This is a genomic window from Modestobacter sp. VKM Ac-2986 (assembly GCF_026967795.1).
Classification (GTDB): Bacteria; Actinomycetota; Actinomycetes; order Mycobacteriales; family Geodermatophilaceae; genus Modestobacter.
On the sequence record NZ_JAPVBH010000008.1, the window covers coordinates 197,159 to 215,632 of the forward strand.

The following is an 18,474-nucleotide window of genomic DNA, read 5'->3' on the forward strand; positions in this document are numbered from 1 at the left end:
CCTGACTCTGTTAACGTGCCGCCATCAGGAGCGTACGTCCGCTGACTCCTGACGAGGAGGTGGCTGCCGTGCTCGACCGACGCGCTGGACTGGGTGGACTGCTGATCGCGGTGATCTCGGCCGCCGCCTTCGGCACCTCCGGGGTCTTCGCCACCGGCCTGCTCGACGCCGGCTGGAGCGCCGGGGCGGCGGTCGTCGCCCGCATGGGCATCGCGGCGCTCGCCCTCACCGTCCCCGCCGTCCTGGCACTGCGCGGGCGGTGGGGCCTGCTGCGGTCCAACGCCGGTGCCGTCCTGGCCTTCGGCGCGCTCGCCGTCGCGCTGCCCCAGCTCGCCTACTTCTCCGCCGTCGCCCGGCTCTCGGTCGGCGTGGCGCTGCTGCTGGAGTACTCCGCCGTCCTGCTCGTCGTGCTGTGGACGTGGGGCCGGCTGGGCCAGCGGCCCAGCCCGGTCACCGGCATCGGCGTGGTCGTCGCGCTCGGCGGGCTGGTGCTGGTGCTCGACGTGCTCAGCGGTGCCCGGCTCGACCCGGTCGGGATCATGTGGGGCCTGGTGGCCGCGCTCGGGCTGGCGGCCTACTTCATCCTCTCCGCCCGCACCGAGGACGCCCTGCCGCCGCTGGTCAGCGCCTGGGCGGGGCTGGCCGTCGGCGCCCTGGTGCTGGGTGCGGCCGCGCTCGCCGGGGTCGTCCCGTGGCGGACGGCGACCACCGACGTCGAGTTCGCCGGCCGGACGACCAGCTGGCTCGTGCCGGTCCTGGGGTTGTCCCTGCTCGCGGCGGCCTTCGCCTACGCCACCGGCATCGCCTCGGTCCGGCTGCTGGGCTCGCGACTGAGCTCCTTCGTGGGGCTGAGCGAGGTGCTGTTCGCCGTCGCCTTCGCCTGGCTGGCGCTGGGTCAGCGGCCGGGGCCGGTGCAGCTCGTCGGCGGCGTCGTCGTCCTGGCCGGGATCGTGCTGGTCCGGCTGGGCGAGCGCCCGGCCGACGAGCCGGCCGCCACCGTCGACCCCGTCCCGGCCGGCTCAGACCGCTAGTCCGAGCCGGGCCTGGCGGTGGGCGGTCTCCACCCGCTGGCCGTACCAGGTGGCGGCGAGGACCAGGACGGCGCCGACGGCCGCGACCGCGGTCAGCCGCTCGCCGCCGATGCCGACGCCGACCGCGACGGCCCACAGTGGCTCGGTGCCCATGAGCAGGCTGGCGCGGCTGGGCGAGGTCCGGCGGATGGCCCAGGTCTGGGCGAGGAAGGCGAAGACGGTGCAGGCCAGCGCGAGGTACGCCAGCTGGGCCCACGCGGCCGGGGGCAGCCGGGCCACGGCCCCCAGCTGCGGTGCGGCCGCGGCGGACAGCAGGACGGCGCCGACCGTCGACTGGACCGTGGTGAGCACCAGCGAGCTGTACGGGCGGTCGGCGGTGAGCCGGCCGATCAGGCTGACGTGCACCGCACGCACCGCCGCGGCGGCCAGCATCAGCGCATCACCCCACCCGGGCGCCCGGACGCCGTCGCCGGAGACCAGCAGCCCGACGCCCACCACCGCGACGGCGGTGGCGACGAAGAACGGCGCCGGCAGCGGGGCACGCCCCCACGCGCCGTCCAGCAGCGGGGTGAGGACCACCGTCAGGCTGATGATCAGCCCCGCGTTCGTGGCCGACGTGCCGGTGACGCCGAAGGTCTCCAGCGTGAGGACGGCGGCCTGGGTGCAGCCCAGCAGGACGCCGACCGCCAGCTCCCTCCCGCGCGGCGTGCGCTCGCGGGCCCGCCGGCAGACGACCCCGAGCGCGGCCGCCGACAGGACGTAGCGCAGCGCGAGGACGACCAGCACGGGCGCGACGACGGTGAGGTCCTTGGCGACCAGGTAGCTGCTGCCCCAGACCAGGGCCACGCCCATGAGCACGGCATCCGTCGTCCTGTCCCGCCCTGTCGCTCGCACGCCTCGACCCTGCGGCCAGGGTCGTTGAAGAACAACGACCAGCTCCTCAACCGCCGATGTAGCGTCGCTTCATGGACGTCCGCCAGCTGTCGATCCTGCGCGAGCTCGGCGACCGCGGCAGCGTCACCGCAGTGGCCCAGGCGCTGTTCATCACCCCGTCGGCGGTCTCCCAGCAGCTCGCCGTCCTGCAGCGGGGCGTGCCCGTCCCGCTCACCCAGCGGCGGGGCCGCAGCCTGGTGCTGACCGATGCGGGGCGCGCGCTGGCCGACGCCGCCACCGACGTGGCCACCGCCCTGGCCCGCGCCGAGGTCGCCGTCGACGCGTTCCTGGACGACCCGCGCGGCACCGTGCGCGTGGCCGCCTTCTCCAGCGCGGCCACGGCCTTCTTCCCCGCCCTGCTGCAGGCCGGCGGACCGGCGGTCGAGTGCGCCGAGCACGACGTGTCCCAGTCCAGCTTCCCGGCGTTGTGCGCCGACCACGACGTGGTCCTGGCGCACCGGCTCGACTCCAGCCCGCCGTGGCCGACGACCATCGCGGTCACGCCGCTGCTGCACGAGCCGCTCGACGTCGCCGTCCCGGTGGGGCACGCGCTGGCCCGGCAGGAGTCCGTGACCGCCGAGCAGGTCGTCGGGGAGCCGTGGATCGCCGTGCACGAGGGCTTTCCGCTGCTCGCCCCGCTCGAGGCGATCGCCGCCGCGGCCGGCCGGCCGCTGACCATCACCCACCGGATCAACGACCTGACGGTCGCAGCGGGTCTGGTGTGTGCGGGCGCCGGCCTGGCCCTGATGCCCCGGCACACCGCGCCGGCCTCCCCCGGCCTCGTGCTGCGCCCGGTGCGCGGGATGGGCCTCGCCCGCCACATCGACGTCCTGGTCCGGCCGGAGCGTGCCCTGCGCAGCTCGGTGCAGACGGTCCTCGCCACCCTCACGTCAGCCGCGGACCGCCTCGCCACCGGCCACTGACGCGCTGCGTCAGTCCAGCGCGGCCTGCATGCGCCGGGACACCCGCCGGTGGACGGCGAGCTGCTCGTCCAGCCCCGGGTGCGTCACGGCCCCGCCCTCGACGACCACCCGTCCTCCGACGACGGTCTCCCGCGCCGACACCGGCCCACACCGCAGCCACGCCTCCACCGGGTCCGACAGCGCCCCGGCGAACCGCACACCCTCCAGCGACCACACCGCCAGGTCCCCGCACGCCCCGACCGACAACTGCCCGATCTCGCCGGTGCGCCCCAGACACGCCGCACCGCCGCGAGTGGCGATCTCCAGGGCGTCCCGGGCCGACATCGCGGCCGCGCCGTGCCGCAGCTTGCCCTGCAGCATCGCCGTCCGGGCCTCCAGCCACAGCGAGGCGGAGTCCGCCGACGCCGAACCGTCCACCCCCAGGCCGACCGGGGCGCCCGCGGCGCGCAGCTCGGCGACCGGGGCCAGCCCGCTGCCCAGGATCATGTTCGACGACGGGCAGTGCGCCGCCCCGACGCCCGCCGCGCCCAGCCGCACGACCTCGTCCGCGTCGGGCCAGACCACGTGGGCCAGCCAGGTCCGTGAGGTCATCCAGCCGACGTCGGCCAGGTAGTCGACCGGCCGGCGGCCGAAGGTGGCCAGGCAGAACGCGTCCTCGTCCTGGGTCTCGGCCAGGTGGGTGTGCAGCCGCACGTCGAGGTGCTCGGCGAGCTCGGCGGTGCGGGTCATCAGCGACGTCGACACGCTGAACGGCGAGCACGGGGCCAGCGCGATCCGGGTCATCGCCGTTCCCGACCGGTCGTGGTGCAGCTCGACCAGCCGCTGCGAGTCGGCCAGGATCTCGTCGTCGTCCTGGACGACGGAGTCCGGCGGCAAGCCACCGTCCTTGACCGACAGCGACATCGAGCCGCGGGTGGGGTGGAACCGGACGCCGAGCTCACGGGCGGCGGCCACCTCGGCGCTGATCAGGTCACCGGCCCCGCGCGGGTGCACGTAGGAGTGGTCGGTCGAGGTGGTGCAGCCCGACAGCGCCAGCTCGGCCAGCCCCACGTAGGCGCTGACGTACGCGGCCTCCTCGTCCAGTCGCGCCCACAGCGGGTACAGCGTCACCAGCCACTCGAACAGCCCACCGGTCAGCGCGGGCGCGTAGGCGCGGGTCAGGTTCTGGTACAGGTGGTGGTGGGTGTTGACCAGCCCGGGCGTGACCAGGCAACCGCGGGCGTCGATCCGCCGGACGGCGTCGGGATGCGGGTCGCCCGGTCCACCCAGGGCGCTCACCACGCCGTCGGTGACCGCGACCCACCCCCCGGTGATCTCCCGGCGGGCGTCGTCCACGGTGGCGATCAGCTCGGCGTCGTGCACGAGGAGGTCAGCGGTCACGCGCGCATCCTGCCGACCGTTTGTGTCCGGCAGCGCACCGGCAGGTCCCGATTCGTAACACTCCGCGGTTAGCGTGGCCGTCCCCGTCGGAAGTCGAGGTCGTACGTGCTGCTGGAAGCCCCCCGTTTCGCCCTGCCCGAGACCCTCGGCGAGGCGCTGGCCGCGCGCGCCGAGCGCCCGGAGGCGGTCGTCGTCGCCGGCGGCACCGAGGTGATGCCCGACCTGCTGTGGCGGAACCGGACGGCGGCGGGCTTCCTGTCCCTGCGCCGGGTCGCCGCCCTGCGCGGGACGGCGACCGACGGCGGCGAGCTGGTCATCGGCGCGGGCACCCCGGTCGCCGCGCTCACCACCGCGCCGGACGGCGGGCTGCGCGCGGCCGCGTCGTCGCTGGGCACGCCGCTGGTGCGCACCGAGGCCACGATCGGCGGCAACGTGGTCAGCGCGCTCCCCTACCGCAACCTGCTGCCCACCCTGCTGGCCAGCGGCGCGACGCTCGAGCTCACCTCGGCCACCGGCACCCGCGTCGTCCCGTTCGACGGGTTCGTCACCGCGCCGGGGGTCACCGGGCTGCGGGAGGGCGAGCTGCTCACCGCCGTCCGGCTGCCGGTGCACGTCGGGTTCGCCGACTACGCCAAGGTCGGCCGGCGCAACGCCCAGTTCGTGGCCACCGTCAGCGCCGCGGTCGTCAGCCGGGACGGCGTCGCGCGGCTGGCGTTCGGCAACGCCGGCCCCACCCCGCTGCGCTCGGACGCCGTCGACACCGCCGCGACCGCCCTGCTCGACGGCCGGGCGACGCCTGCGGACCTGCGGGCCACCGTCGCCGCCGCGGTCGACCCACCCGAGGACACCGTCGCCTCGGCCGAGTACCGCCGGCACGCGCTCGGGGTGCTCGCCGTCCGGCTGGTCACCCGTGCGGCCGTCGACGCGGGGCTGGGCTCGTGAGCGCCGTCGAGAACCCCCGGACGGACGTCGCCGGCGGCACCGACGGTGCGGACGGGTCCGTCACGTTCGGCCTCACCGTGGACGGGACGGCGCACGAGGTGACCGCCCGGTGGGACGAGTCGCTGCTGACCGTGCTGCGCGACCGGCTCGGCGTCCGCGGCCCGAAGACCGGGTGCGCGCACGGCCGGTGCGGCGCCTGCGCGGTGCGGGCCGACCTCGGTGACGGCGGCCACGTGCTCTGCGCCTGCCTGGTGCCCGCAGCGACCGCCGCCGGCGGCACCGTGGAGACCATCGCCTCGATCGGCGGCCCGGACGGCGCGCTCTCCGACGTCCAGGAGGCCTTCCTCGCCGAGGGCGCCGTGCAGTGCGGCATCTGCACCGCCGGGTTCGTCACCGCCGCGACCGAGCTGCTGGAGACCAACCCCGACCCGACGCGGCCGGAGATCGAGGCCGCCCTCTACGGCAACCTCTGCCGCTGCACCGGCTACGGCCGGATCATCGCCGCCGTCGAGACCGCCGCCCGCACCCGCCGCGGAGCCACCTCATGAGGGGGGCGAAAGTGGCCACTTCCGCCCCCGGGGGCATCGGCGCGTCGGTGCGGCGGCCGGACGGGCCGGCGAAGGTGCGCGGCGAGTTCTCCTACGCCGGCGACCTCACCGCCGAGGGGATGCTGATCGGGGTCACCCTGCGATCGCCGCACCCGCACGCCCGCATCCTGTCCGTCGACACCACCGCCGCCCGCGCGATGGACGGCGTGCACGCGGTCCTGACCGTGGACGACGTCCCCGGCGACCGGCACTTCGGGCTGGTGCTGCGCGACGAGCCGGTGCTGGCCGACGGCGTCGTCCGGTACGCCGGGGAGCCGGTGGCGGTCGTGGCCGCGGTCGACGCCGCCACCGCCCGCCGGGCCGCCCGCGCGGTCGAGGTCGTCTACGAGGTGCTGCCGGCGCTCACCGACCCGCAGCTGGCGCTGACCGCGGCGTCGGTCCACCCCGACGGCAACGTCTACCGGCACGTCTCCTACAGCTGCGGCGACCCCGACGCCCGCGGTGTGGTCACCGTGGAGAACACCTACCGGATCGGCATGCAGGACCCGGCCTTCCTCGCGCCGGAGGCCGGGCTGGCCCGGCCCACGCCGGACGGTGGGGTGGCGATCGAGGTGGCCACCCAGTGGCTGCACTCGGACCAGAAGCAGATCGGCTGGGCGACCGGGCTGCCGCCGGAGAAGGTGCACGTCTCCCTCGCCGGGGTCGGCGGGGCGTTCGGCGGCCGCGAGGACGTCACCCTGCAGACCCACGCCTGCCTGCTCGCGCTGGCCACCGGCCGCCCGGTGAAGATCGAGTACACCCGGGAGGAGTCCTTCCTCGCCCACCGGCAGCGCCACCCGGGCACCATCTGGCTGCGGCACTCCGCCGACGCCGACGGGCGGATCGTCAGCGTCGAGGGCCGGGTGCTGCTCGACGGCGGCGCGTACGCCAGCACCTCGCCGGTGGTCATCACCAACACCGTCACGCTCCTGCAGGGCCCGTACCGCGTCGACAACGGCCGGTTCGAGGGCTGGTCGGTGCGCACCAACAACCCCAGCTGCGGCGCGATGCGCGGGTTCGGCGTCCCGCAGGCGGCCTTCGCCCACGAGGCCCAGCTCGACGCGCTCGCCGCCGCCCTGGACCTCGACCCCGTCGAGATCCGGCTGACCAACGCCCTGCAGCGCGGCGACGTCGCCACCTTCGGCCAGCGCTTCGACGCCCCCACCCCGGTCCGCGAGGTCATCGAGGGGCTGCGCGCCGTCCCGCTGCCCACCGGACCGGCCAAGGCCCCCGGCGGCGTCGGGCGGTCGGCCGAGGGCGGCACCGTGCGCCGCGGCGTCGGCTGGGCGGTGTCGATCAAGAACCTGGCCTTCAGCGAGGGCCACGTCGACGAGTCCACCGCCGAGGTGAGCCTGCGCGACGGGCACGCCACGGTGCACACCGCCTGCGCCGAGGTCGGCCAGGGCTTCGTCACCGTCGCCGAGCAGGTCGCCCGAACGGTGCTCGGCGCCACGACCGTCGACGTCGTCCAGCCCGACACCCTGGTCGCCTCCGCCGGGTCGACCAGCGCGTCCCGGCAGACCATGGCGTCCGGGACGGCGGTGCACCGCGCCTGCCTCGCCGTCCGCGACCGGATGCTCGGCCGGGTCGCCCGCGCGCACGGCCTGGACGCCGCCACGCTGACCGTCGCCGACGGCGTGGTCTGCGCCGCGGGCCGGCCGCTGGGCCCCGTGGCCACCGCCGCACCCGGGCAGACGTTCCGGGCCACCGAGCACTTCCAGCACCCGGCCACCCACCCGCTCGGCTCGCCCGAGGGCGGCATGTACGTGGCGTTCGGGTTCTCCGCGCAGCGGGCGGTGGTCGACGTCGACGTCGAGCTCGGGCTGGTCAGCGTCGTCCAGATCGCCTCCTGCCAGGACGTCGGCACGGTCGTGAACCCCACGCAGCTGCTCGGCCAGATCGAGGGCGGCATCGTGCAGGGCATGGGCCTGGCGCTCATGGAGGAGGTGGTGGTCGCCGACGGGCTGATCACCAACCCCGACCTCCAGGACTACCTGATCCCCACGATCGTCGACGCCCCGGAGATCGTCTCCACCTACGTCACCGACCCCGAGCCGGGGATGCCGCACGGCTGGAAGGGCGTCGGGGAGCCGCCGCTGGTCACCGCCGTCCCGGTGGTCGCCGCCGCCGTCCGGGCCGCGACCGGGCTGCCGCTGCCGGCGGTGCCGATCAAGCCCGAGCACATCGCGCTGGGCATCGGCGCGGCCCCCACGGTCACCTGGACGACGCCGCGCCCCGCCGACCCCGACCGCCCGCGCGGCCCGGTGGTCGACGAGGAGCCGCACGACGCCCCCGGCACCATGGCCGAGGAGGGCGCCCCACCCGGTCCATGAGGGATGCCCGCCACGGGCCTTGACCCGCTGAGGAGGCTCGGACCATGACCGGGATCTCGCCGTACGGGATGACCTTCGAGCTGCAGGTCGAGGACCTCGCCGCCGCCCGCGCCTTCTACACCGCGGTGTTCGGCCGGCCGCCGGAGCTGGAGCCGGACGAGGGCCTGCTCGAGTGGGCCGTCGTCCCCGGCCAGGAGACCTGGCTGCAGGTGGCCACCGTGCCCCCGCCGGCGCAGCCGCTGCCCAACCGGCTGCGCCTGGCGGTCCCGGACCTGCCCGCGGCTCGGGAGGCGCTGCTCGCCGCCGGCGTCGAGGTGTCCCCGGCCGAGTCGGTGCCCGGCGTGGTGAGCTGGTGCGACTTCGACGACCCGTGGGCCAACCGCCTGGGCCTCTACGAGGTCCTCACCGCCGGCTGACCCAAGGAGGGCCGTGTTCGCGAACACGGCCCTCCTCCGAGGGGCGAGAGTGGCCACTTTCGCCCTCGGGGCGGGTCAGCCGCCGAGGAGGGGGCGGAGGGCGTCGGGGACGTCGGTGCCCAGCGGGCGGGCGCCGACGAGGCGACCGGCCTCGGACGGGTCGACGCCGAGGGTGCCGAGCACCTCCAGGGCCTGGACGTCGGGCAGCGCGTCGAACCAGCGCCGTCCCAGCGCGGCGCGGCCGGCAGCCGTGGGCCGGCCCCACAGGCGCAGCCGGGCCATCCCGCCGTCGGGGAAGACGTCGAGCCGCACCGAGGTCACGCCGGTCGCGCCGTCGAGGACGAACCGGTGCCGGGTGTCCGGCTGCAGCCGCGTGCGGGGCAGCAGCTCGACCTCGGTGCCGTCGGCGGTACGGCCGGTGAGGGAGGCGGTGCCGGGGGCGTTGCCGAGGAAGTACGAGGTGTCCAGCTCGGCCAGCGTGACCACGCCCTCGCAGGCCAGCGCGACGTCGACCCAGTCGTTGCCCGGGCCGCGACGGCGGGCGTTCTCCCAGCCCTCGCCCATCGAGCGGGCCAGGCCGCGGCCGATCAGCTGCAGCGGGCTGCCGTAGTGGGCGTTGCTGACGCCGGTGACCTGCCCGCCGTTCTCCAGGGCCGCGAGGTCCAGCGGGCCGGCGTCGAGCAGCCGCGGGTCGGGGACGACGGTGCCGTGCACCCGCAGCCGGGCCACGCCGCCGTCGGGGTGGATGGCCAGCCGCACGTGCGTCACCCGCCGGTCGGAGTCGACCGGGAAGTGGTTCGTGGTGTCGCCCGCGAGGTCCGACAGCGGCACCAGCGGCTGCCAGTCGGCGCGGGTGAGCTCCTCGACCGAGGGGTGGCCCTCCACCGCGGCGCCCTCCACGGAGGCCTGGGCGGGGAAGTTGCCGGTGAAGAAGGCGGTGTCGACGACGACGCCGGCGACGATCCCGGGGGCGCCGAGCCGGACGATCGCCCAGTCGTGGCCCGCGGTGCGCCGACGGCGGGTCTCCCAGCCGTCGTACTCCTTGCCCTTGTGCCCGAACTCGGTGCGCGCGACGGCCGGGTGCGGCAGCACCAGGTTCTCCCGCGCGGCGAAGAACTCGTCGTTGGCCGCGACCACAGCACCGCCGAGGTCGCGGCGGGCCAGGTCGGGCAGGTGCACGAACGCGGGGCTGACCTCAGCGTGTCTCATCGCTCTCCAGGATCGGGTGTCACGTTCGGGGGTTCACCGGCGTGGCGAGGGTAGGGGACGGCCACGACGCACCATCGAGTTGGAGGAGGCACCGCATGACCAGCCCCGATGACGACCTGAAGGCCCGGGCCAAGCAGCACGTCGAGCAGCTCCCCGCCGAGACCGCCCTCGGCAACGCCGACCCCGCCGGCGGCGTGGACGACGACCCGAAGGTCCTCGACGAAGCTGCCCGCGAGGAGCGCCAGAGCTGACGATCGGGCCCGTGCCGAGCACGGGCCCGATCAGGTGCCTCCTCTGCTGAGCAGACGGCCGAGGGGCGCACCACCGTCCGCGAGCCGCTGCCCGCGCAGCCAGGTCGCCCGCACCACCCCGGTCAGCTCCCGGCCGGCGTAGGGCGTGACCGGGTTGCGGTGGTGCAGCGCCCCGACCCGCCACTGCTCGTCGGGGGCGAAGGCGACCAGGTCGGCGTCCCGGCCGACGGCGATCCCGCCCTTGCCGGTCAGCCCGGTGAGCCGGGCAGGCGCCTCCGCCATCCACCGGACGACGTCGCCCAGCCCCAGCCCGCGCGCCCGGGCCCCGGTCCACACCGCGGGCAGCGCCACCTGCAGGCCGGCGATGCCACCCCAGGCCAGCCCGAAGTCCCCCACGTCGAGCCGCTTGAGCTCCGCGGTGCACGGCGAGTGGTCACTGACGACCAGGTCGATGTCACCGGCCTCGAGAGCGGCCCACAGCGCCTCACGGTGGGTGGCCTCGCGGATCGGCGGGCAGCACTTGAACGCCGTGTCGCCGTCGGGCACGTCCTCGGCGGCGAAGGTCAGGTAGTGCGGGCAGGTCTCCACGGTGATCCGCACGCCCTCGGCCCGCGCCGCGCGCAGCATCGGCAGCGCCCCGGCGTCGGCGAGGTGGACCACGTGCACGCGGGCACCGGTGTCCCGGGCGGCGGCGATGAGCCGGCCGATCGCGGTCTCCTCCGCCGCGACCGGGCGGGAGGCCAGGAACGCCGGGTAGCTGGTGCCCGCCGGGTCGGGGGCGGCGGCGATCTCGTCGTCGTCCTCGCAGTGGGCGATGAGCAGCCCGTCGACGGCGGCCAGCGCGGTGAGCGCGGTGCGCAGGCCGGCGTCGTCCAGCGGCGGGAACTCCGGCACCCCGGAGTCGAGCAGGAAGCACTTCACCCCGACCGCGCCGTCGGCGAGCAGCCGGGTCAGCTGGCTGGCGTTGCCGGGCACGGCCCCGCCCCAGAAGGCGACGTCGACGCTCACCTGGCCCTCGGCCACCTGCCGCTTCACCTGCAGCGCCTTGACGTTGACCGTCGGCGGGATCGAGTTGAGCGGCATGTCCACGATCGTGGTGACCCCACCGGCGGCCGCGGCCCGGGTGGCGGAGGCGAAGCCCTCCCACTCGGTGCGGCCGGGCTCGTTGACGTGCACGTGGCTGTCGACCAGGCCGGGCAGCAGCACCTCGTCCTCGGCCAGCGTCACCGGGTCGTCACCGGCGTCGTCGAAGCCGGTGACCGCGGTGACCACACCGTCGGTGACGTGCACCGCCGCCGCACGCTCCCCGTCGGGCAGCACCACCCGGCGGGCGCGGACCACCAGTGACCCGGTCACCGGGCCACCTCCGCCAGCGCGGCGTCCTCGGTGACCGACGCCAGCGCGGCGACGGCGTCGTGCAGCTCCCCGGCCCACGCGGTGCCGACCCAGCCACCGGCCAGCGGCAACCGGACGGCGTCGAGGCCCGTGCGCACCTCCGGGCGGGGCTCACCGATGCGGACGGTGGAGACGTAGGCCCGCGGGGCGACCGGGGGCAGCCAGGCGGGGGCACCCGGCCCGAGGCTGACGGTGGTGTGCAGCAGCGGGCGGCCGGAGCGCTCGACCCGGGTGGTGCCGGTCCAGCGGCCGGGGTCCTCGCCACGCCGGCCGAGCAGCACCTGTTCGGTGACGGTCAGCTCCGCGGCCTCGGTGAGCTGGACGCGCACCTCGGCCCGGTGGTCGGCTCGCGCGGTGACCACCGTGGGCTCCGGGGCCAGGTCCAGCGCCCCGGCCACCTCGGCCCGCACCACCTGCCGGGACGACGGCGACTCCCCGCGCGCGGGGAGCACGACGGCGGCGGCCACCGAGCGGACCGCGAGCCGGGCGCCCTCCTCCACGACCAGCCGGATCTCCGCGTCGTCCCCGCCGAGCGGGCCGAACGCGGTCGCGACCAGGTGCACGGTGGTGGGGCCGGTGCGCCGGACCGCCAGCTGACCGCTGGCCCGCACGACCGGCAGCACGGTGCGACCACGCGCGTCGCACCGTGCCACCACCTCGACCAGGGTCCTCACCGGGCCGCTCGCACGCCGGCACCCTCGGACGACACGCTCACGCCTCCTGCAGCGCCCTCGCGCGCACCTGCTGGCGCACCCACTCGGCGACCTCGGTCGCGGCCGGGTCCTCCCGCAGCGAGATCAGCAGGGTGGGCTTGTCGCCGCGCACCGCGTCGGAGTCCCGGCGCATCACGCCGAGGTCGGCGCCCACCATCGGCGCGAGGTCGGTCTTGTTGACCACCAGCAGGTCCGAGGCGGTGACGCCCGGCCCGCCCTTGCGCGGGACCTTGTCCCCACCGGCGACGTCGATGACGAAGATCTGCACGTCGACCAGGCCGTAGCTGAACGACGCGGTCAGGTTGTCGCCACCGGACTCGACGAGCACCAGCTCCAGGCCGGGGTGCCGGGACTCCAGCAGCTCGACGGCGTCGAGGTTGGCGGTGATGTCGTCGCGGATCGCGGTGTGCGGGCAGCAGCCGGTCTGCACCGCCTCGATCCGGTCGTCGGGCAGCACGGCGTTGCGGCGCAGGAAGTCGGCGTCCTCGGTCGTGTAGATGTCGTTGGTGACGACGGCGAGGTCGTACTCGGTGCCCAGCGTGCGGCACAGCGCGGCGGCCAGCGCGGTCTTGCCGGAGCCGACCGGGCCGCCGAGCCCCACCCGCAGCGGACCGCCGTGGCGGTGGCCGGGGCTGTAGGGGTCGACGTAGTCGTCCAGGTTGTGGTCAGGCGGCATGGGAGCACTCCTTCGATCTCATGAGGCGAAGAACCGGTCGTTGCGGGCGGCGTGGACCTCGGTGAGCAGGTCCAGCAGCGGGTCGGTGTCGGCCGGCAGGTCGCCGGCCGCTGCGTCGTCGGCCACCCGGTCGATCTCCGGCGACAGTCGGGCGGTGACCGCGGCGACGGTGATCGGGTCCATGGCCAGCAGCCGCTGGGCGGCGGTGGCCGGTCCGCTCACCGCCAGGTAGGCGGCGGCGTGGGCCGCGTCCCGGGGGGTCAGCCCGGCGGTCGCCGCGGCCACCCCGAGGGCGAGCGGGTGGTGCGGCTGCGCGGGCAGCGAGGCCCAGGCCGGGTCCGGCCAGGCGCGACTCGCGACCCGCACCAGACCGCGGCCCTGCTGCCGGGAGGCGGCCCGCTGCGCGGGGGACGGCGTCCGCGCGTCGGCCTCGGCGTCCAGGACAGCGAGCGCCGCCGCGTCGTCGGCGGACCGGCAGGCGGCCGCGGCGAGCCCGGCCGCCACCGCGCCGGCGGTGGTCAGCCGCCGGCGGAGGAAGGCGGCGAGCGACCCCGGGTCGGTGAGGACCCCGGCCGTGATCGCCTGCTCCACCCCGCCGGAGTGCGCGTGCCCGCCGGCGGGCAGCCGGGAGTCGGCCAGGGCGAGGAGGGCTGCCGTCATCAGAACAGGAAGTAGCGCTGGGCCATCGGCAGCTCGCGCACCGGCTCGGGCTCCCAGACGTCGCCGTCCACGGAGACGGTGAAGGTGTCCGGGTCGACCCGGATGTCCGGCAGCGCGGTGTTCTCCGGCATGTCGGCCTTGCCCAGCCGGGTGGTGTCGGAGACCGCGACCAGCCGCCGGTCGATGGCCAGCCGGTCGCCCAGGCCCGCCTCGAGCGCGGCAGGCGCGACGAAGTGCACCGACGTCTGGGCCGGCACCGTCCCGTAGGCGCCGAACATCGGCCGCGGCAGCACCGGCTGCGGCGTCGGGATGGAGGCGTTCGCGTCGCCCATCTGCGCCCAGGCGATCATCCCGCCCTTGAGGACGGCGTGCGGCCGCACCCCGAACGTCTTGGGGTCCCAGAGCACGAGGTCGGCGAGCTTGCCCGGCTCGACCGAGCCCACCTCGCCGTCGATGCCGTGGGCCACCGCCGGGCAGATCGTGTACTTGGCGACGTACCGGCGGGCGCGGAGGTTGTCCGCAGGCCCGTCGCCGACCAGCGACCCGCGGCGGCGCTTCATCACGTGCGCGGTCTGCCAGGTGCGCATGACGACCTCGCCGACCCGGCCCATCGCCTGGGCGTCGGACCCGATCATCGAGATGGCGCCGAGGTCGTGCAGCAGGTCCTCGGCGGCAATCGTCGTGGGCCGGATCCGGCTCTCGGCGAAGGCGAGGTCCTCGGGCACGGAGCTGTCCAGGTGGTGGCAGACCATGAGCATGTCGAGGTGCTCGTCGAGGGTGTTCACCGTGTGCGGCCGGGTCGGGTTCGTGCTGCTGGGCAGCACGTTCGGGTGGCCGGCGACGGTGATGATGTCGGGTGCGTGCCCGCCTCCGGCGCCCTCGGTGTGGTACGCGTGGATGCTCCGGCCGGCGATCGCGGCCAGGGTGTCCTCGACGAACCCGGCCTCGTTGAGGGTGTCGGAGTGCAGCGCGACCGGGACGCCGTTGCGTCCGGCCACCGTGAGCGCTGCGTCGATCGCCGCGGGCGTGGAGCCCCAGTCCTCGTGCAGCTTGAACCCGCTGGCGCCGGCCCGCAGCTGCTCCTCCAGCGACTCGGTGGAGACGGTGTTGCCCTTGCCCAGCAGCGCGACGTTGACCGGCATGCCGTCCATCGCCTCGAGCATGCGGGCCAGGTACCAGTCGCCCGGGGTGATGGTGGTGGCCTTGGACCCCTCGGCCGGGCCGGTGCCGCCGCCGATGAGCGTGGTCATGCCCGAGCCCAGGGCGGTGGGCACGATCTGCGGGCAGATGAAGTGCACGTGGCAGTCGATGCCGCCAGCGGTGAGGATCTTGCCGTTGCCGGCCATCACCTCGGTGCCGGGCCCGATGACCAGGTCGGGGTGGACGCCGTCCATGGTGTCGGGGTTGCCGGCCTTGCCCAGGGCGACGATGCGGCCGTCGCGGATGCCGACGTCGGCCTTGACGATGCCCCAGTGGTCCAGGACGACGGCGCCGGTGATGACCAGGTCGGGGGCTCCCTGGGCTCGGGTGGCCCGCCCTTGGCCCATCGACTCGCGGATCACCTTGCCGCCGCCGAAGACCGCCTCCTCACCGGCCAGGCCGGGGCCGCCACAGCGGTCCTCGGTCACCTCGATGAGCAGGTCGGTGTCGGCGAGCCGGATGCGGTCGCCGACCGTGGGGCCGTACAGCTGTGCGTAGCGCTCGCGGGACAGCCGCACCATCAGCCCAGCCCACCTTCCGCGGTCAGGCCCGGGACGACGCGGGCGCCGGCCAGGGGGACGAGTGACACCGTGCGCTGCAGGCCGGGCTCGAAGCGCACGGCGGTGCCGGCGGCGATGTCGAGCCGGTGCCCGTGCGCGGCGGCCCGGTCGAACTCCAGCGCGACGTTGGCCTGGGCGAAGTGGAAGTGCGACCCGACCTGCACCGGCCGGTCGCCGGTGTTGTGCACCGCCAGCTCGATCCGCGGGACGCCGGGCAGCGTCTCGATGGAGCCCTCGGCCGGGATGACCTCGCCCGGGACCACACCCGGGGTGACGCCGTCCCTGATCACGAGATCGGGTGGTGGACGGTCACCAGCTTCGTCCCGTCCGGGAAGGTCGCCTCCACCTGCACCTCCTCCAGCAGCTCGGGCACGCCGTCCATGACGTCGTCCCGGGTGAGGACGGTGCGGCCGGACTGCATGAGGTCGGTGACCAGCTCGCCGTCGCGGGCGCCCTCGAGGACGTGGTCGGACACGATCGCCGTCGCCTCCGGGAGGTTCAGCTTCAGGCCACGGGCCTGACGGCGGCGGGCGAGCTCGGCGGCGTAGCTGAGCATCAGCCGCTCCTGCTCGTGCGGGGACAGCAGCACGGTCGACGTCCTCCTGACAGGCCGGTCAGCGGCAGAGCCAGGACCGTAACGGCTGCATGTGACGGTCGCGTTGCACGACCCCTTGCGGATGCCGACCGTCCGCCTCTATGGTTCATTACATGAGTAACGAACCCATGAGCCTCATGGCTCGCTCCTGGGGTCGTGGGCCGACGTGAACGAGGACGCCGGCCCGATCTTCAGGCAGATCGCGACCCAGCTCGAGGACGCGGTCGTCGACGGCTCCCTCGCCGAGGAGAGCCAGGCCCCCTCGTCCAACGAGCTGGCCGCCTTCCACCGGATCAACCCCGCCACCGCGGCCAAGGGCCTGAACCAGCTGGTGAGCGACGGGGTCCTCTACAAGAGACGAGGAGTCGGGATGTTCGTGGCCACCGGCGCTCGCGAGCAGCTGCTCAAGCGGCGCCGCAGCGAGTTCGCCGACCAGTACCTCACCCCCCTGCTGGCCGAGGCCGCGAAGGTCGGCATCTCGGTCAGTGAGATCGCCGCGATGCTCCGCGAGCGCGGAGGCCGGTCGTGACCGCCGCCGCCACCGTGGACGGCGTCACGATGCGCTTCCGTGGGCACACCGCGTTGACCGACGTGTCGACGCAGATCGAGGCCGACACGATCACCGGTCTGCTCGGCCGCAACGGCGCCGGCAAGACGACCCTCCTGCAGCTGCTCACCGGCCACCGGGTGCCCACGACGGGCCGGGTCCGCGTGCTGGGCCAGGCCCCGTTCGAGAACGACGCCGTCCTGAGCCGGATGTGCTTCATCAAGGAGGGCCAGCGGTACCCCGACCACTTCCGGGTCCGCGACGCGCTCACGGCTGCGGCGATGCTGTACCCGGCGTGGGACGCCGACCTGGCCGACCAGCTGGTCGACGACTTCGAGCTGCCACGGAAGCGGCCGATCAAGAAGCTGTCCCGCGGGATGAACTCGGCCGTGGGCATAGTGCTCGGGCTCGCCTCGCGCGCGCCGGTGACGCTCTTCGACGAGCCCTACCTGGGACTGGACGCCGTCGCTCGACAGCTGTTCTACGACCGACTGCTGGCCGACTACGCCGAGCACCCGCGCACGATCGTCCTGTCGACGCACCTGATCGAGGAGATCAGCGACCTCCTCGAGCACGTGCTGCTCATCGACCACGGCCGCGTGCTCGTGGACAGCGACGCGGAGACACTGCGTGCTTCCGCCCTGACCGTGGTCGGCCCGGCGCGCCAGGTCGCCACGTTCGCATCCGTGCACGAACTGTTGACGAGCGAGTCGATGGCGGGACAGTCCCGTGCCGTCGTCCGGACCCGGACGCCGAACGCCCGGCGGGACGCCACCGACCTCGGGCTCACTGTCGAACACACCTCACTGCAGCAGCTCGTGGTCGGGATGAGCCGCGGCGCCACCGAGCACCCGGCTCCCAGCGCCGACCACCAGACCCCCCAGGGAGCATCCCGATGAACCGCGTCCTCAGCGCCGCCCGGCTCCACCTGGCACACCCCCTGGTGGTCCTGGGCGTGCCGTGGATGATCGCGTCCATCGCCTTCGCCACCAACCTGGCGATCTGGGGGCTGGCCGACCTCGACGCCCAAGCGGGTGAGGACAACACCGGCGGACTCGCCTCGCTGTACATCACCATGATCGTCGTCTTCGTCCAGACGGTGACCCAGGTGTTCCCCTTCGCCATGGGGCTGAGCCTCAGCCGCCGCACCTACTACGCAGGGACGGCGCTGGCCGCGCTGGCACAGTCGCTGCTGTTCGGCATCGCACTCACCGCCCTCACCGCGATCGAGAACGCGACCGGCGGATGGGGCGTCGGGCTCGACTTCTGGGCACCCGGGCCGATCGACGTCGGCAACCCGGCACTGCAGCTGCTCGTCTTCACGGTCCCGCTGGTGGCCGCCTGCTTCCTGGGCATCGGCATCGGCGTGGTCTTCAAGCGCTGGGGAGCCAACGGCATCTATGCGCTGAGCGCCGTCGGTCTGCTGGCCGTCGGGCTGACCGTCGTCCTCGTGACGTGGCGGGAGGCGTGGGCAGACGTCTGGACCTGGCTGTCGGACCGATCGGTCGAGTCGATGACGCTCGGCCTCCCGGCGCTGCTGACCCTGGCACTCGCCGTCGCCACCTACATCGGTCTCCGCCGGACCGTCCCCTGACCGTCCCGCCGTACCGGACGGCCGGCCGCTCGTGGGCGCCGGCCGTCCGTCACGTCCATCGGAGCCCGCGTCCAGCAGGACGTCGAGGAGCTCCCTCGCCACGGCAGGCGCGCCGGCACAGGAGATCGGCCAGCCCTGAGGCCCCGCGCGTCACGCCACGTCCCACGGACGACGTCAGTCGGTCGCACCGGGGCCCTGCCGACAGCAGAGCGTCCGCCGGGCGGCACCGTCCCTCGAGGACCCTGGCGGAGTCCACGACCCGAGGATAGCCTCATCGTTTCGTCACGGTCGCAAGCAGCAGGACCACTCGTACGAGGTGCCCACTCACCGGACCGGGACGCCGGCTCGTGATCGACCATCGTTCGTGGGAGCACGTGCGCGCGAGCGACGAGCCGACCTGGTCCAGACATGCAGAAACGGGGCCACAGCTGATGCTGTGACCCCGTTCCTGGGAGTTGTGTCCGGCGGCGTCCTACTCTCCCACCCCGTCCCCGGGGCAGTACCATCGGCGCTGAAAGGCTTAGCTTCC

At 74.8% G+C, this 18,474-nt stretch carries 20 protein-coding genes and 1 rRNA gene; 10 read left to right on the plus strand and 11 right to left on the minus strand.

The window, feature by feature from the left end; genetic code table 11:
- Window positions 1-68 precede the first annotated feature (68 nt).
- Window positions 69-1,031 carry an EamA family transporter gene (locus O2W14_RS19450; protein WP_269177785.1) on the plus strand — a complete coding sequence of 321 codons (963 nt, stop codon included), beginning with the start codon at window positions 69-71 and terminating at the stop codon, window positions 1,029-1,031.
- Here the strand turns inward: O2W14_RS19450 and O2W14_RS19455 are convergent.
- Window positions 1,020-1,925, minus strand: coding sequence for a DMT family transporter (locus O2W14_RS19455; RefSeq protein WP_269177786.1), 906 nt, complete (start codon window positions 1,923-1,925; stop codon window positions 1,020-1,022). The two genes, O2W14_RS19450 and O2W14_RS19455, sit on opposite strands and share 12 nt — an antisense overlap.
- A gap of 71 nt (window positions 1,926-1,996) precedes the next feature.
- On the opposite strand from O2W14_RS19455, the gene O2W14_RS19460 reads away from it, so the two are divergent.
- Window positions 1,997-2,887: a LysR family transcriptional regulator gene (locus tag O2W14_RS19460; RefSeq protein ID WP_269177787.1), complete on the plus strand. Its 891-nt coding sequence runs from the start codon at window positions 1,997-1,999 to the stop codon at window positions 2,885-2,887.
- Between the two features lie 9 nt (window positions 2,888-2,896).
- On the opposite strand, the gene O2W14_RS19465 is transcribed toward O2W14_RS19460, so the two are convergent.
- On the minus strand, window positions 2,897-4,267 hold the full coding sequence (locus tag O2W14_RS19465) for an 8-oxoguanine deaminase (RefSeq protein WP_269177788.1): 1,371 nt from the start codon (window positions 4,265-4,267) through the stop codon (window positions 2,897-2,899).
- Window positions 4,268-4,372: 105 nt separating this feature from the next.
- On the opposite strand from O2W14_RS19465, the gene O2W14_RS19470 reads away from it, so the two are divergent.
- Genes O2W14_RS19470 through O2W14_RS19485 form a run of 4 tightly spaced genes read left to right on the plus strand, consistent with a single transcriptional unit; the run spans window position 4,373 to window position 8,545 of the window.
- On the plus strand, window positions 4,373-5,209 hold the full coding sequence (locus O2W14_RS19470) for an FAD binding domain-containing protein (protein WP_269177789.1): 837 nt from the start codon (window positions 4,373-4,375) through the stop codon (window positions 5,207-5,209).
- Window positions 5,206-5,757: a (2Fe-2S)-binding protein gene (locus tag O2W14_RS19475; protein ID WP_269177790.1), complete on the plus strand. Its 552-nt coding sequence runs from the start codon at window positions 5,206-5,208 to the stop codon at window positions 5,755-5,757. The genes O2W14_RS19470 and O2W14_RS19475 overlap by 4 nt, the downstream gene beginning before the upstream one ends.
- A gap of 11 nt (window positions 5,758-5,768) precedes the next feature.
- Window positions 5,769-8,129: a xanthine dehydrogenase subunit D gene (gene pucD, locus O2W14_RS19480; RefSeq protein ID WP_269177791.1), complete on the plus strand. Its 2,361-nt coding sequence runs from the start codon at window positions 5,769-5,771 to the stop codon at window positions 8,127-8,129.
- Window positions 8,130-8,173: 44 nt separating this feature from the next.
- On the plus strand, window positions 8,174-8,545 hold the full coding sequence (locus tag O2W14_RS19485; RefSeq protein ID WP_269177792.1) for a VOC family protein: 372 nt from the start codon (window positions 8,174-8,176) through the stop codon (window positions 8,543-8,545).
- 75 nt (window positions 8,546-8,620) lie between these two features.
- Here the strand turns inward: O2W14_RS19485 and alc are convergent, their stop codons facing one another.
- Window positions 8,621-9,754 (minus strand): allantoicase, encoded by a 1,134-nt coding sequence (gene alc / locus O2W14_RS19490; RefSeq protein ID WP_269177793.1) that lies wholly within the window; start codon window positions 9,752-9,754, stop codon window positions 8,621-8,623.
- A 95-nt stretch (window positions 9,755-9,849) separates the two neighbouring features.
- Between alc and O2W14_RS19495 the strand changes: the two genes are divergently transcribed.
- Window positions 9,850-10,005, plus strand: a complete 156-nt coding sequence (locus tag O2W14_RS19495; RefSeq protein ID WP_269177794.1) for a hypothetical protein — start codon at window positions 9,850-9,852, stop codon at window positions 10,003-10,005.
- A gap of 30 nt (window positions 10,006-10,035) precedes the next feature.
- Here O2W14_RS19495 and allB read toward each other — a convergent pair whose 3' ends face one another.
- The 7 genes from allB to O2W14_RS19530 all read right to left on the minus strand — a co-directional run bounded on the left by allB (window position 10,036) and on the right by O2W14_RS19530 (window position 15,798).
- On the minus strand, window positions 10,036-11,361 hold the full coding sequence (allB, locus tag O2W14_RS19500) for an allantoinase AllB (protein ID WP_269177795.1): 1,326 nt from the start codon (window positions 11,359-11,361) through the stop codon (window positions 10,036-10,038).
- Window positions 11,358-12,023, minus strand: a complete 666-nt coding sequence (locus O2W14_RS19505) for an urease accessory protein UreD (RefSeq protein WP_269177796.1) — start codon at window positions 12,021-12,023, stop codon at window positions 11,358-11,360. Before O2W14_RS19505 ends, allB begins: the two co-directional genes overlap by 4 nt.
- An 88-nt stretch (window positions 12,024-12,111) precedes the next feature.
- Window positions 12,112-12,789: an urease accessory protein UreG gene (gene ureG, locus O2W14_RS19510; RefSeq protein WP_269177797.1), complete on the minus strand. Its 678-nt coding sequence runs from the start codon at window positions 12,787-12,789 to the stop codon at window positions 12,112-12,114.
- 18 nt (window positions 12,790-12,807) lie between these two features.
- Complete coding sequence (locus O2W14_RS19515; RefSeq protein ID WP_269177798.1) at window positions 12,808-13,449, minus strand: urease accessory protein UreF; 642 nt, start codon at window positions 13,447-13,449, stop codon at window positions 12,808-12,810.
- Window positions 13,449-15,170: an urease subunit alpha gene (locus tag O2W14_RS19520; RefSeq protein ID WP_269177799.1), complete on the minus strand. Its 1,722-nt coding sequence runs from the start codon at window positions 15,168-15,170 to the stop codon at window positions 13,449-13,451. The genes O2W14_RS19515 and O2W14_RS19520 overlap by 1 nt, the downstream gene beginning before the upstream one ends.
- Complete coding sequence (locus tag O2W14_RS19525) at window positions 15,170-15,499, minus strand: urease subunit beta (protein ID WP_269177800.1); 330 nt, start codon at window positions 15,497-15,499, stop codon at window positions 15,170-15,172. The genes O2W14_RS19520 and O2W14_RS19525 overlap by 1 nt, the downstream gene beginning before the upstream one ends.
- Window positions 15,496-15,798 carry an urease subunit gamma gene (locus O2W14_RS19530; protein ID WP_163613053.1) on the minus strand — a complete coding sequence of 101 codons (303 nt, stop codon included), beginning with the start codon at window positions 15,796-15,798 and terminating at the stop codon, window positions 15,496-15,498. The genes O2W14_RS19525 and O2W14_RS19530 overlap by 4 nt, the downstream gene beginning before the upstream one ends.
- A 172-nt stretch (window positions 15,799-15,970) precedes the next feature.
- Between O2W14_RS19530 and O2W14_RS19535 the strand changes: the two genes are divergently transcribed.
- From O2W14_RS19535 to O2W14_RS19545, 3 genes are read left to right on the plus strand one after another with little or no spacing between them, the layout of a single operon-like run.
- A complete protein-coding gene (locus tag O2W14_RS19535; RefSeq protein WP_269177801.1) occupies window positions 15,971-16,333 on the plus strand; it encodes a GntR family transcriptional regulator in 363 nt (120 codons plus the stop codon).
- A complete protein-coding gene (locus O2W14_RS19540; protein WP_269177802.1) occupies window positions 16,330-17,250 on the plus strand; it encodes an ABC transporter ATP-binding protein in 921 nt (306 codons plus the stop codon). Before O2W14_RS19535 ends, O2W14_RS19540 begins: the two co-directional genes overlap by 4 nt.
- Window positions 17,247-17,945: a hypothetical protein gene (locus O2W14_RS19545; protein ID WP_269177803.1), complete on the plus strand. Its 699-nt coding sequence runs from the start codon at window positions 17,247-17,249 to the stop codon at window positions 17,943-17,945. Before O2W14_RS19540 ends, O2W14_RS19545 begins: the two co-directional genes overlap by 4 nt.
- 459 nt (window positions 17,946-18,404) lie before the next feature.
- Here O2W14_RS19545 and rrf read toward each other — a convergent pair.
- Window positions 18,405-18,474 (minus strand): 5S ribosomal RNA (rrf, locus tag O2W14_RS20025); the annotation flags it as partial.